The organism is Paenibacillus sp. FSL M7-0656 (assembly GCF_038003225.1).
Taxonomy (GTDB): domain Bacteria; phylum Bacillota; class Bacilli; order Paenibacillales; family Paenibacillaceae; genus Paenibacillus; species Paenibacillus amylolyticus.
Map to the genome: position 1 here is coordinate 4,864,502 of NZ_JBBOOT010000001.1, position 12,530 is coordinate 4,877,031.

Annotated in this window: 12 protein-coding genes; 10 read left to right on the forward strand and 2 right to left on the reverse strand. The window is 44.3% G+C overall.

All coding sequences use genetic code 11. The annotated features are described in order from the left end of the window. Positions 1-195 precede the first annotated feature (195 nt). Positions 196-1,263, forward strand: a complete 1,068-nt coding sequence (gene fni / locus MHI01_RS21460) for a type 2 isopentenyl-diphosphate Delta-isomerase (protein ID WP_340984086.1) — start codon at positions 196-198, stop codon at positions 1,261-1,263. 670 nt (positions 1,264-1,933) lie between these two features. Here fni and MHI01_RS21465 read toward each other — a convergent pair. Beyond that, positions 1,934-2,152 (reverse strand): helix-turn-helix domain-containing protein, encoded by a 219-nt coding sequence (locus MHI01_RS21465; RefSeq protein ID WP_340984087.1) that lies wholly within the window; start codon positions 2,150-2,152, stop codon positions 1,934-1,936. Positions 2,153-2,327: 175 nt separating this feature from the next. Between MHI01_RS21465 and MHI01_RS21470 the strand changes: the two genes are divergently transcribed. From MHI01_RS21470 to MHI01_RS21485, 4 genes are all read left to right on the forward strand, one after another. After that, positions 2,328-2,975 (forward strand): hypothetical protein, encoded by a 648-nt coding sequence (locus MHI01_RS21470; protein WP_340984088.1) that lies wholly within the window; start codon positions 2,328-2,330, stop codon positions 2,973-2,975. 89 nt (positions 2,976-3,064) lie between these two features. Next, positions 3,065-3,862 (forward strand): hypothetical protein, encoded by a 798-nt coding sequence (locus MHI01_RS21475; protein ID WP_340984089.1) that lies wholly within the window; start codon positions 3,065-3,067, stop codon positions 3,860-3,862. Positions 3,863-4,038: 176 nt separating this feature from the next. Next, positions 4,039-5,421 carry a transcriptional regulator gene (locus tag MHI01_RS21480; RefSeq protein ID WP_340984090.1) on the forward strand — a complete coding sequence of 461 codons (1,383 nt, stop codon included), beginning with the start codon at positions 4,039-4,041 and terminating at the stop codon, positions 5,419-5,421. Between the two features lie 357 nt (positions 5,422-5,778). Continuing rightward, entirely contained in the window at positions 5,779-5,949 is a 171-nt protein-coding gene (locus tag MHI01_RS21485) for an aspartyl-phosphate phosphatase Spo0E family protein (protein ID WP_076209783.1), read from the forward strand. Between the two features lie 82 nt (positions 5,950-6,031). Here MHI01_RS21485 and MHI01_RS21490 read toward each other — a convergent pair whose 3' ends face one another. After that, a complete protein-coding gene (locus tag MHI01_RS21490; protein WP_340984091.1) occupies positions 6,032-6,466 on the reverse strand; it encodes a hypothetical protein in 435 nt (144 codons plus the stop codon). A 214-nt stretch (positions 6,467-6,680) separates the two neighbouring features. On the opposite strand from MHI01_RS21490, the gene MHI01_RS21495 reads away from it, so the two are divergent. From MHI01_RS21495 to MHI01_RS21515, 5 genes are all read left to right on the forward strand, one after another. Continuing rightward, positions 6,681-7,151 (forward strand): GNAT family N-acetyltransferase, encoded by a 471-nt coding sequence (locus tag MHI01_RS21495; protein ID WP_255319856.1) that lies wholly within the window; start codon positions 6,681-6,683, stop codon positions 7,149-7,151. Positions 7,152-7,343: 192 nt separating this feature from the next. Continuing rightward, complete coding sequence (gene ychF / locus MHI01_RS21500) at positions 7,344-8,444, forward strand: redox-regulated ATPase YchF (protein WP_127549029.1); 1,101 nt, start codon at positions 7,344-7,346, stop codon at positions 8,442-8,444. 639 nt (positions 8,445-9,083) lie between these two features. Further along, positions 9,084-10,151: a peptide chain release factor 1 gene (prfA, locus tag MHI01_RS21505; RefSeq protein ID WP_017691918.1), complete on the forward strand. Its 1,068-nt coding sequence runs from the start codon at positions 9,084-9,086 to the stop codon at positions 10,149-10,151. 24 nt (positions 10,152-10,175) lie between these two features. After that, a complete protein-coding gene (gene prmC / locus MHI01_RS21510; protein WP_082218880.1) occupies positions 10,176-11,060 on the forward strand; it encodes a peptide chain release factor N(5)-glutamine methyltransferase in 885 nt (294 codons plus the stop codon). An 85-nt stretch (positions 11,061-11,145) separates the two neighbouring features. Next, entirely contained in the window at positions 11,146-12,366 is a 1,221-nt protein-coding gene (locus tag MHI01_RS21515) for an FtsW/RodA/SpoVE family cell cycle protein (RefSeq protein ID WP_340984092.1), read from the forward strand. Positions 12,367-12,530: the final 164 nt, after the last annotated feature.

Consider the following 12,530-nt stretch of genomic DNA (forward strand, 5'->3'; position numbering starts at 1 on the left):
AAGTGAGACATTTGGTGTCGGGGCATCCTTTCATTAGAGGGTTTGGAACGTTATACTGGATAGAGTTAAACTGCTGAGCTGCAATGCTTATAGGATTAATGTTTTTGTCTTTTGCAAAAGACGTATATACATAGAAGCTAGGACCAGGCAGGTTATCCTGTCGATCCGCACGATTCTCACATAGGAGGTCTCATCATGAATGAACAAGAGCGAGCCGGCGAACGGCTGCTTCCCGAAGTGGCTACGGGAGAACGGAAGCTAGAGCACGTGCGCCTCTGTCTTGAGGAGAATGTGGCAGGAGAAGGGGTAACCAGCGGCATGGAGCGGTATGCGTTTCGCCATCACCCACTGCCGGAACTGGATTTTGAAGAGGTGCATCTGGAGACTTCGTTTATTGGCAAAAAAGTACGCACACCCTTGCTCATCAGTTCGATGACGGGTGGAAGCAAAACAACGGGCGCGATCAATGAGCGCCTCGCCCGAGTAGCAAACGCCAGAGGCTGGGCACTTGGCGTAGGTTCGATCCGGGCTGCCGTGGAACAGCCGGAACTTGCGAGTACCTTCGATGTGCGGCGCTGGGCACCGGACATCCCGGTCATTGCAAACCTGGGCGCGGTCCAGCTGAACTATGGTTTCACAACAGCTGACTTCCAGCGCGCCGTAGATATTGCGGGTGCGGACATGCTCGTGCTTCACCTAAACACGTTGCAGGAAGTTTTCCAGCCGGAAGGTAACACCAACTTCAGCGGATTATTTCAGCGGATTGAAAACTTGTGTCGTGAGCTAGACGTACCTGTTGGTGTGAAAGAAGTAGGTTTTGGCATCGATGGCGTGACGGCTCAACGCCTATATGAAGCGGGTGTCGCATTCATCGATGTAGCCGGGGCTGGAGGTACAAGCTGGGTACAGGTAGAGAAGTACCGCAACAATAACCCGGTACGCCGGGCAGCAGCTGAAGCTTTTGCCGACTGGGGCATTCCCACAGCGGAGTGTATTCAGGAAGTACGAGCGCTGAATCCTACTGGTGCCCTGATTGGCAGCGGTGGACTGTACACTGGCGTGGATGCGGCCAAAGCCCTCGCGCTCGGTGCGGACCTGGCTGGTTTTGGCCGATCTCTGCTCGAATCCGCAGTCGCTTCGGATGATGCGCTGAATGAGCGGTTGGAACAGGTTGAATTTGAACTGCGTACGGTGATGTTTGGCATTGGTGCAGGGCAGATTGAAGATCTGAAGCAGACGTCACGTCTGGTGGAACGGCGTTAGAGTGAGGGGGAAATGAAGGTGCGAACCCCAAGCTCACAAGATTTCCCTGGGAGATTCGCACCTCGAAATTTGTTGAAAACGTCGTAATTATTACCTTTTGGCAACAGGAGTGTGGTTTTTTTAACACAAATATTTCTATAATTCGGTATAATAATTGAGCATACGTGATAATGTTTGAATTTGATGACGTTATTACGTGTATTTTCGCTGTCGTACTCCGTTTGGAGTGCGTGGATTGAAATTCACTTTGGGTCTATCCTCAATGCATTTCAAAGTCGCACTCCGTTTGGAGTGCGTGGATTGAAATTGGTAAAGTGAAGGGGTTCCGAAGAACCCCTCTGCGTCGCACTTCGTAAGGAGTGCGTGGATTGAAATTCTAAAGCCTGGGCTTATATCTCTTCGGGCTGGGGGTCGCACTTCGTTTGGAGTTCGTGGATTGAAATATTTAGTAACACTCCCTTGTTTTTGTTGGTTGCGGGGTGGCACTCCGTTTGGAGTGCGACTTATCAAATCCTTAAAACGCCTTATCTGTGCTTGTTGTAACATAACCAGAAGTCAGAAGTAAGCCAAACAAACCGTCCAAAGTAAAACATGGACGGTTTGTTTGTGTTTCTCTTTGAAAGTGAGAATTTGATGGCTTCATTGACAATGCTCAGCCCAGTTTGTTTTTTTATCCCTTGTCATCATCCGGTATGTACTCTAACACATCGTTAAGAGTGTAGTCATTTCCTGTCAGTGCCCGTAGAGTGTTCACGATATTATTCAAGGTATCTAAATCAAGCCTTTTCGTTTTTCCTTCGTACAAATCATAGATAAGGTCAGGTCTAACTTTTGCTTGTCTAGCCAGTGTATTTTTAGTGATGCTAGTTGCATCTAAAGTGTAGACCAATCTTATTTTTCATACAAATAGCCAATCCTGCCTTTCGCTGTATTCAAAAGCTGATCGTCCAAAATATATTATGTCGCCTTATTAGGAAGGTTTGTCGAAAACTAACCAAAATGAATGCAAATAAGCTATATTTAAAATGTAAATATATCTCAAAATAGGAATTGGAGGAATTGAAATGGTGAAAAGATTTATGGTCATGTTATCAGCTTTATTGCTTGTAGCAAGCTTGTTTGGAACTGCATTTGTATCAGCAGATAGTGTTAATGCAGATTCGATCAAAGTAATTACGGAAGAAAACCTACAGCGAGCAATAACTGAAGGCTCTTCTCAACAGCCTATTGCCTCTATTGAAGTAAGCAGTCAAGAAGAGGCCGATAGAATCATAAAAAAGATTGAATCTATTGAGCCGATAGACGTGGAAGTGTATAGACAATCAGATAATATCTCGACAGATAATGTTTCTCCTCAAGCTGTCCAGGTAGCTAAAGTTAGAACCCAGCCTACATACACATATTATCAAAAAAATGGAGTTACTGGTCATATTGAAGTATACTTAAAGATATGGGTTGAAGGCGGCGATATTGCCACATGGATCAGTAGTGTAAAAGGATATGCTGCAGCAGCTACTAATGCAGAAGGAGTAAGAATGAATATTAATTATATCAATTTCTTGCCTCTTAAAACTGTGAATATTACTGAGGAAAGTGATATCAAAATTAATTTTGACACTAGCCTGATTTTGGTTGAAGGATACGCGACTGTGAAATTAACCGGCGGTTGGTCGAATGCTGATGTATTCTTTGATTGGGAACATTATTTCTAATTCTAGTACAAGTATTATATATTCGGCGTGTGGCGATAGCTACACGCCTTTTGCTTAAAAAACTATATTTTTGTAAGGAGTCAATTGATATGATTGAAAAAACTCTTTTTAAAATAGATAGCGGTGGTCTCAATACCTTGTATAGTGATCCAGAGCATGAAGAAGTATTGAAGCAAGAGGTTTATTCTATTCAAGAAAACATGATAGTAGTTAGAAAAATTTTAGATAGTGGAGTGGCATTTAACGAAATTGTATTTGAAAAGCAGGATTTAAAAGAAGTTATTTTGTCTAATGTGGATATACAGTTTGCCTTGTTCCAATTCTATATGATCTATCAGGGTGAACTTCGAGCGGGGACCAACCAACCTAAATATGTAGGAGAACTACACTATCCAGAGTTAGAAGGTCAATTAAATGAAAAACTGGTCATGAAGCTACTTACGCTTTTCGACTCTCTACGAGTTGCATACAAAAACGGGAAGGTTCATATTCAGATTACTTTATCAAATCCAGATTCGATGAAGAAAGTATACGATGGCTATCATACGTTGTATACGGAGGGGCGCTTAAATCCATTTATTTTGTTCTTTTTAAGTAGGGTAAGAGGGCAAGCATTGATTCACACTCCTTATGTCACTTACCAGTATAGGCCGAATACATCAGAAATCTGTGATTTAGAAGTTACTCAACAAGAAATGCAATTTATTGAATTTGTTCAGCTACAACTAGCCTTAGCTCCTTATTTTATATGTTATTGTGTGGGTTGGAGGGAAGAAGAGGTCATGGATAGTACAGAGATGAAGAAGCTGGCTAAGTATTTTCCAAATGTCTTTTTTCTTTCAACAACAGATGTCTTTCTGTCTCAGATGCTTATAGTCAGCAAATAATAATAAAATGCTAACTAGCCGAGCGTATTATTGTTCGGCTTTTTTAATGTGATAATAGATATGTTGAATTTAAATAAAAGTAAATAATTTACAAGTAAAATATTGACATTAAATTCAAAAATATAGTATTATTTTATTGACCATTGCTTAATTTCGATTGGAAAGGTGGTGTACCTTTGAAATCAGTAGCCACAATACGTGATCATTTAGCAGACTACTTAAAAACGAACCATATGACACTCAATCAATTCTCTGAGATATCGGGAATCAACTCAGGGACGTTGAGTGGTACGCTGAACGGGCTGCGTACCATTGGCATGCAGCAGTTGGATCGACTAACTGCCGGGATGGGTTTAACAGAGGGTTACTTCTATGAATTATACATACATGAGTGTTTTGTACATACAAGTCCGGATTGGCGAAGACTGGGGCCTTTTTTATACCGTTGTGCCGAACTCGGTAAGGTCGATTATATGGAAGAAGCCGTTAATCTAATTATGGATAATCTTTCCTATGCACCGCTTTTGTTCGAGTTGGCTGAACAGTTATATCGTGAAGGGAAGTTAGAAGCGGCCAAGCCCTTGTATGTATGTGTAGCCGAGGGTGAGAAAATGCAACATTCTGAACGGTTGGCTCTAAGTCAGTATCGTTTGTTCACAATCGGGCTTTCCAAGGATCAGTTGAGCAATCTTACACTTGCTACGCAGTTTGAGTTTTTTGTAGATCGGCTTGATGAACACTACCAGCTGGATGGATTGAACGATTTGATTAATGTGTATGCTTCGTTACGCCGATGGGACAAGTTGTTGGAATTGGGTGAGAAACTGAAAGTAAAAGCAACCATTCATTATGAGTTGCATGGCAACATGAAGCCAAGAGAAATCAAAAAAGAGATTATATTTTATATTTTGTACTCTTATTTAGTGATGGGAAGTGCCTGTTTTTATCTTGAGGATTACAAGGTAGCCCTCAATTATGTCACACAGTATATTGACCATAGTTGGGTCGCATCCCCTAGTCAAGCTGAACAAATTGTGATGCAGCAATTCCAGGAATGGGCTGAAGCGAATCGTTTTATGTATATGTTGAGAGATGGACAATTGCATGTGCTGCCTGAATATCTGGAGTATATTTCAAACAAAGAAAATGAAGTGTTCCCAGCTTTATGTGAGATTGTGGTTGCAGCTAATCAATTTCACTTGGATATTGATTATGTTCTTAACCAATATGAATCATTTGTGCTGTATCAGGAACAGGGTAGCCGAATTGGAAAGATTAGCAGTCAACTTACAGGTGATCGTTACGTTCGTTTGTTATTGGGATTAAGTGAATATTATTTAAAGAGAAAAGATTATGAGAAAGGTTTCAAAGTGTTATTGGACGGTTTATTCTTTTCTCTTGAAATTAACAGCGGTTTATCTATGCTTAAATGTGTCGGGATATTTGAAAAATATCGAAGGAATGCGTCTGATACAGTGACTTTGCAGTACCAAAATCTAATCGGTGAGGTGCAAAATCTCAATGAGAAAAAAATTAGTTTCGCTTATAGCGATTTGTAGTATTGTCGTTGTAATAATGTCTGTTCCAGTAACAATTCAGTTAGATACTGGACAACAACCGGCTGTCAAAATGACAACGAACAGTCATGGACTTGGAAGTTAACAAACATTTCTAAAAAGACGTTCTATAAATATGAGATGCTCTCTCAAGTCGACTGGATTAATCCGTCTACTTCGAAGGGAGCTTTTTTGCATTTGGATGCTTTATGCTTTGTTTTTGAGGAAATTTGTTAGCACTGATACCCAACAACAAACAACATGGCTGAATACGATGATTAAACTGAATGTGTTGGAGTTCGTTTTCTTTCCTACTAATTAGCAGAATGGACTAGAATGTTACAACAGGGAGGGGTGAATATGGATTGTGGTGAGCTCAAGTTGCAGATCGAAGCAGCGAGACAAAAGCTCTATCAACTCAAGGTGGACTATGGAGATCTGCTTCATCCTCATGTTATACAGCAATCTATGGTCCTGGATGATCTAATTAATCAATACAATCAGGTTAAAATAAATAAGCCGATTGAATAATTCAATCGACTTTGGGCGAGAAACTTTGGCGGGTCGCTCGCCCCTATATTTTAACATAAGTCCACAGAGCGAAGTATCGCTATTACATACATTCATCTTTCACGGTGACATTCTCATTGGTTACAGTGACGTAGGAATTGCCGGACAAGTATTCGGTATAACCGCAAACTGTTTTGTTATAGGTTTTTCCGCGGCTGTCCGTAAACGCCAAGGAGACGGCCCCCTCCCCGGAACGTTTCAGCGGCGGGGCGAATTTCACGTTTGCTCCGCTGGGAATATCTTTTTTCAATACGTAGATGGAGCCACTCTCATTGTTGTTAAATGAGTTTTCGCCTTGAACTAGACTAGCCTGAATATGGGTGAGGTCATAGTCGGACTGATTGTAGATCGTGATCCTTAAGTGGCGAAAGGGATCCACTGCATTCAGAAAGCTCATAAAAGCGACTATGGCGATTCCGAGTATGATAGCGGATAAGATAATCATTTTCTTTTTGGAGAATCGGCGACGTGTGTTCAATATGATCCACTCCTTTCCTATGAGGTATAAACGATAAGAAGAGATCAAAAGTTTTGATTAAAATGGATAAATATAAAAATTGAAAACCGTATCATCAGAATAACTTCATGCGCTAAGCGAGAGAACAGGATACAATACGATATAGTAGTGCAAAAAAAAGATTGCACGGAGATCATACATAATTAAGATCACTCTTAATAAGGAGGGGAATAACTTGGAACTTTCTCCAATGAATCAGGAAGATTATGCGAGTTTTCGCATTCGATCGATTAAGGATTTTGCAGAAGAAAAAGTAGAAGCAGGTACCTGGGCGGAGGAAGAGGCACAGCAACTGGCGGAGGAATCTTATGAACGTTATCTGCCAGAAGGCTTGGACACACCCGGAGCGTATCTCTACAATCTGGTGCATCCTGTGGACGGCAATGTAGGGTATATCTGGTTTAACATCACGGATAATCGTCGTGGAAAAGATGCCTTTTTGCTGGATATTGTGGTTGAAGAAGCACACCGCGGTAAGGGATACGGAACAGAGACAATGCAGGCGCTTGAACAGATCGCCTTGAGTCTTGGCGTGGATCGCATTGGTTTGCATGTGTTTGGACATAATGTGCGGGCGAGCAGCCTGTATCGCAAGATGGGATATGAGGTAACGGACCTGACGATGTACAAGGAAATCAGAGGGTAAATCTAAAAACGGATAATCTAGGCCAAACTTAAGATCTGCGCAAAACGAATTATCCGCAGTAACCGGGGATTTCGGGAAGCGTATGGGACTCTAGTCGAATTGGCGAAGTTCCTTGATGCCTTGAGGTTTGTCATATATAATGTATAGGATTATCCATACCGAACAAGTAATCAATGAGGAGTTGTCATATACATGGCTTTGAAAGCAGGAATTGTAGGGCTTCCGAACGTCGGAAAATCTACGTTGTTTAACGCAATTACACAAGCAGGTGCCGAATCGGCAAACTATCCGTTCTGTACAATTGACCCTAACGTGGGGATCGTTGAAGTACCAGATGAGCGTTTGGACAAACTGACAGAACTCGTTGTACCTAAGAAAACAGTACCAACGGCGTTTGAGTTTGTAGATATCGCTGGTCTTGTTCGCGGTGCGAGCAAAGGCGAAGGTCTGGGTAACAAGTTCCTTGCCCACATCCGTGAAGTAGATGCGATTGTACACGTGGTACGTTGCTTTGTAGATGAGAACATTACACACGTCGATGGCAAAATTGACCCGGTAAGCGACATCCAGACAATCAATCTGGAGCTGATCCTGGCCGATATCGAGAGTGTTGAGAAGAAAATCGATCGCTCCAAGAAAAACATGAAGGGCGGCAACAAGACTGCCTCTCAAGAAGTAGAAATATTGGAGAGAGTGAAGGCTGTTCTGTACGATGACAAGCCGGCACGCAGCATGGAACTTACGGATGATGAGCTTCTGATCGTGCGCGATCTGCACTTGCTTACCCTGAAGCCTGTTCTGTACGCAGCCAATGTAGCTGAGGACGAAATCGGCGACGTGGCGAACAATGCTTACGTGCAAAAAGTAAGAGAATTCGCAGCTGCTGAAAACGCAGAAGTGGTGCCGATCAGTGCAAAGGTTGAAGAAGAGATTTCTGAGCTGGAAGGCGAAGATAAACAAATGTTCCTGGAAGAACTCGGTATCGAGGATTCCGGTCTGAACCTGTTGATCAAAGCGGCTTACAAATTGCTCGGTCTGTACACATACTTCACAGCAGGTGTGCAGGAAGTTCGTGCGTGGACAATCCGTAAAGGTACCAAAGCGCCTGGCGCAGCGGGAGTCATTCACACCGACTTCGAACGTGGATTCATCCGTGCAGAAGTTGTTTCTTATGACGATCTGGTTGCAGCGGGTTCCATGAACGGTGCCAAAGAGCGCGGACAACTTCGTCTTGAGGGTAAAGAGTACGTTGTAAATGACGGTGACGTTATGCACTTCCGTTTCAACGTATAGGTTGTTACACCTTTATATGTAGATTTAATAACATGACCCTGCGACCTTCTCGTGAAGTTCGTGGGGTCTTTGACTTAGAGTTTTGCAGATGAGGAACAAGAAAAACCACCGGGATTAGGTTGGTCGCCTTGCAATCCGGTGGTTTTTCATTCGTTTGATTGAAATTCGCCGTGGTCGCCCACCGGCCTTTGTTTAGAGAAGTCACGATGTTAGCGCATCGTGGCTTTTGTTTATTTTACATTTCGGAACAACATCGAACAATAATTTCATTTTGTATTTTGCAGAACTGAAAATTAGTTCATCCGCATGCGGAACAGTTACTATTCAGAACCATAAGAATATGCTATAATTAAGAGTCGTATACCACGTTAAAATTCGCGCTGTAACAGATGAGCTTAAGCGAGTTTCATACAGGGTACGCGATTTCTTGATTTCACTTTAAAAGTAAAGGATTTGATGACGTTGTAGCGATGTTATACGTCGATCATACAGGAATGTGAATACATGCTGCGGTCAGGGGATTCGGTGAGAATCCTGTGCGTTGTGGAATATAGATTATAGATGTTATGAATAATGAAACCGAAATAATTATTAAAAACGATATTTGCATGGACAAAATAATGTGTGAGGTGACTATACATGTTGGATAAATTACAGGCGTTAGCCGACCGTTATGACAAGTTGAGCGAGCTTTTGTGTGACCCGGATGTGGCAAGTGACAACAAAAAGTTGCGGGAATACTCCAAAGAACAATCCGATCTGCAACCGACTTATGAAGCGTACAATGAATACAAACAGGTAAGTCAGGATCTCGAAGCTGCGAAGGAAATGCAGGGTGAGAAACTGGATGATGAGATGCGCGAAATGGTCAAAATGGAAATTGACGAACTGAGCACTCGCCAGAAGGAACTGGACGAATTGATTCGTGTGCTTATGTTGCCAAAAGATCCGAATGACGACAAAAACGTTATTGTTGAGATTCGCGGAGCAGCTGGTGGAGATGAGGCAGCGTTGTTTGCAGCAGATCTGTATCGGATGTACACACGTTATGCAGATGCACAAGGCTGGCGTGTAGAACTGATGGACGTTAACACAAATGATCTCGGTGGGTTCAAAGAGGTTGTTTTCCTGATCAACGGACGCGGCGCTTATAGCAAAATGAAATACGAAAGTGGCGCACACCGTGTGCAGCGTATTCCAACAACTGAGTCCGGCGGACGTATTCATACGTCAACTTCAACGGTTGCGGTTATGCCTGAAGCCGAAGATTTTGATATCGAAATTCATGATAAAGACATCCGTGTTGATACGTTCTGTTCCAGTGGTGCCGGTGGACAATCGGTTAATACCACGAAATCCGCAGTACGGGTAACGCACGTTCCAACGGGAATCGTGGCGACATGTCAGGATGGAAAATCACAGAACTCCAACAAGGAAAAAGCGTTGCAGGTTCTGCGTACACGTATCTTCGATATGAAACGTATGGAAGAGGAAGCAAAGATCTCTGTTGAGCGGAAGAGCAAAGTGGGAACGGGCGACCGCAGTGAGCGTATTCGTACGTACAACTTCCCGCAAAGCCGTGTGACGGATCACCGTATCGGCCTGACGATGCACAAGCTGGATCAGATCATGAACGGGGAGATTGAAGATATCTTGTCTGCACTGACGATTGCTCAGCAGACCGAGTTGATGGATAGAGGAGAATAATCTGTGACCCGCGCGCAGTTTGTCATGACGCCGGAACAGAGCTGTCGGGAAGCCTTCGTTGAGGCTTCCTCTTTTTTGGAGAAGTGCGGCGTGTACGAGCCGCAAAACAATGCCCGGTTGCTGTTGGAACATGTACTCGGCGTTTATGGCGCCGCGTATTACATGATGCAGCCGGAGCCTTTTCCCAGCGAGCATCGCAGCCGCTGGGAGGACGCCGTCACGCGCAAGGCTGCGGGTGAGCCGGCGCAATACATTATCGGCAGCCAGGAATTTTATGGGCTGCCGTTCGAGGTCACGCCGGCCGTGCTGATTCCGCGGCCGGAGACCGAGCTGTTGGTCGAGGCTGTGCTACGCGAAGCCGACCGCGTGTTTCCCGACGGCGCTCCGCTCGCCGTTGATATCGGCACGGGCAGTGGCGCCATCGCGGTGACGATGGCTTCACTGCGCCCGCGCTGGCAGGTTGGCGCCGGGGATCTCTCGGCGGCTGCCCTGCAAGTGGCCGCGCGGAACGCGGCCGCGAACGGGGTACAGATCGACTTCCGTGAAGGCGATCTGCTGGCCCCGTTCGCCGGGGCACGGGTGGACATCCTGGTGTCCAACCCGCCATACATCCCGGCGGCTGATATCGCCGGGTTACAGCAAGAGGTGCGCGATCATGAGCCGCGCATGGCATTGGACGGCGGTCCGGACGGGCTTGCACCGTACCGTATCATGCTGGAGCAGTTGGCGCTGTTGCCTGCGCCGCCGCAGATCATTGGTTTTGAGCTGGGCCAAGGGCAGGCTCGCGACATCGCAGCTCTGCTTGAATCGGCGGGACATTGGCCGGAAATTATCATTGTACCGGACCTTGCCGGAATCGAGCGGCATGTCCTGGGTGTTCGTACTTCGGAACAGGTGACGAAAATGTAAGGTTCTGCGGGTTTTCTTTTTGCCGTGAAATCCTCTACAATGAGATATACCGAAGATTTCTGAATGCTTGGGGGAACATAATTACATGCTACACAAATTTAAAAAAATAGACTATTCTATTGTCTTTATACTCGTTATTCTGATGGGTATCAGTATTTTATCGATTTACAGTACAACGTTTGGTCGTCCAAAGCTGGAGGGACTCCCGAAAAGCGCAGTGATCTTTTATATTTTGGGCTTCGTAGTCTTTTTTGCGATGTCGATGATCAACTATAAATTCATAATCAAAAATTATTTATATATCTATGGCGTGGGGATGCTCCTGCTCATATTCGTTATGTTCTTTGGTAAGGAGTATTATGGTGCAAAAGGTTGGCTGTCCATCTTCGGGGTCAGTTTGCAGCCTGCTGAATTGTTCAAGTTATGCCTGATTGTGTTTTTATCGGCCTTTTTGGCCCGAAAGAAGAACCGTCCGCTCTATTTTGGACGTGACGTTATTCCGATTTCGCTCTGTGTTCTGCCGCCGTTACTACTCGTATTGCTTCAAAATGACTTGGGAAATGCGTTAAGCTATATAGTCATTCTTGTGGGCCTACTGTGGATTGGTAACATTAAATTTACGCATGCCCTCATTGGCTTTATGATCGCAGTGGCTGCTTTTATCGGTGGTACACAGGCGTATATTCATTACCATGATGAGATTGTTAAATTTCTGAATGACATTGGACGTTCGCACTGGGCGGATCGTTTTGACCCTTGGCTTGTACCAGAGCTGACCTCAAGAGATGTACTCTGGCAGACGTATAATGCAAAGCTTGCGATTGGTTCTGGTGGGATTACAGGCAAAGGTTATATGGAAGGCACAACGATTCAGTCAAATCGGGTGCCGCTGGCCTATGCTGACTCCATCTTTGTGCAGATTGGGGAAGAATTTGGTTTCATCGGTGCCTCGGTACTGCTTCTCCTGTACTTTATCCTGATTCACAGGCTGGTGCTGATTGCACTGGAGTGTAAGGATCGCGCGGGGCCTTATCTCATTGTTGGGATCATAGCGATGCTGCTTTACCAGATCTTTGTTAATATTGGTCCATTCATTGGTCTGATGCCGTTGACAGGAATTACGCTGCCGTTTATCAGTTCGGGTGGTACCTCCATTATGATCAACATGATCAGCATGGGTCTTGTGATGAGTATTAAGGTCCACACGGAAGAGAATGAGGATATTCTTGGCTCTGCGGAACAACCGAGTATTACAGATCTGGTGAGGAAATTGCTAAGACGCAAGCCATCCCAGCAGGAGCAATAACGTTTCTGAGTCAAACCGTGAAATAGCACGTCAGATTTATGTATATAAGCTAGATAACTATAGAACCCTGGAACAGACCAACCCAAGTTACATTGGGTGGATGTTTTGGGGTTTTTATTGTTTTTACGGCGTAATTCAGGCCGTTAAATAGTTCGTTTTTTAAC

What these genes read in the sequence shown, in the direction of transcription:
- prmC (WP_082218880.1), top strand. Translation starts at nt 10,176, where the DNA reads ATGACGCCGGAACAGAGCTGTCGGGAAGCCTTCGTTGAGGCTTCCTCT.
- MHI01_RS21475 (WP_340984089.1), top strand. Translation starts at nt 3,065, where the DNA reads ATGATTGAAAAAACTCTTTTTAAAATAGATAGCGGTGGTCTCAATACC.
- MHI01_RS21515 (WP_340984092.1), top strand. Translation starts at nt 11,146, where the DNA reads ATGCTACACAAATTTAAAAAAATAGACTATTCTATTGTCTTTATACTC.
- prfA (WP_017691918.1), top strand. Translation starts at nt 9,084, where the DNA reads ATGTTGGATAAATTACAGGCGTTAGCCGACCGTTATGACAAGTTGAGC.
- MHI01_RS21470 (WP_340984088.1), top strand. Translation starts at nt 2,328, where the DNA reads ATGGTGAAAAGATTTATGGTCATGTTATCAGCTTTATTGCTTGTAGCA.
- MHI01_RS21485 (WP_076209783.1), top strand. Translation starts at nt 5,779, where the DNA reads ATGGATTGTGGTGAGCTCAAGTTGCAGATCGAAGCAGCGAGACAAAAG.
- ychF (WP_127549029.1), top strand. Translation starts at nt 7,344, where the DNA reads ATGGCTTTGAAAGCAGGAATTGTAGGGCTTCCGAACGTCGGAAAATCT.
- fni (WP_340984086.1), top strand. Translation starts at nt 196, where the DNA reads ATGAATGAACAAGAGCGAGCCGGCGAACGGCTGCTTCCCGAAGTGGCT.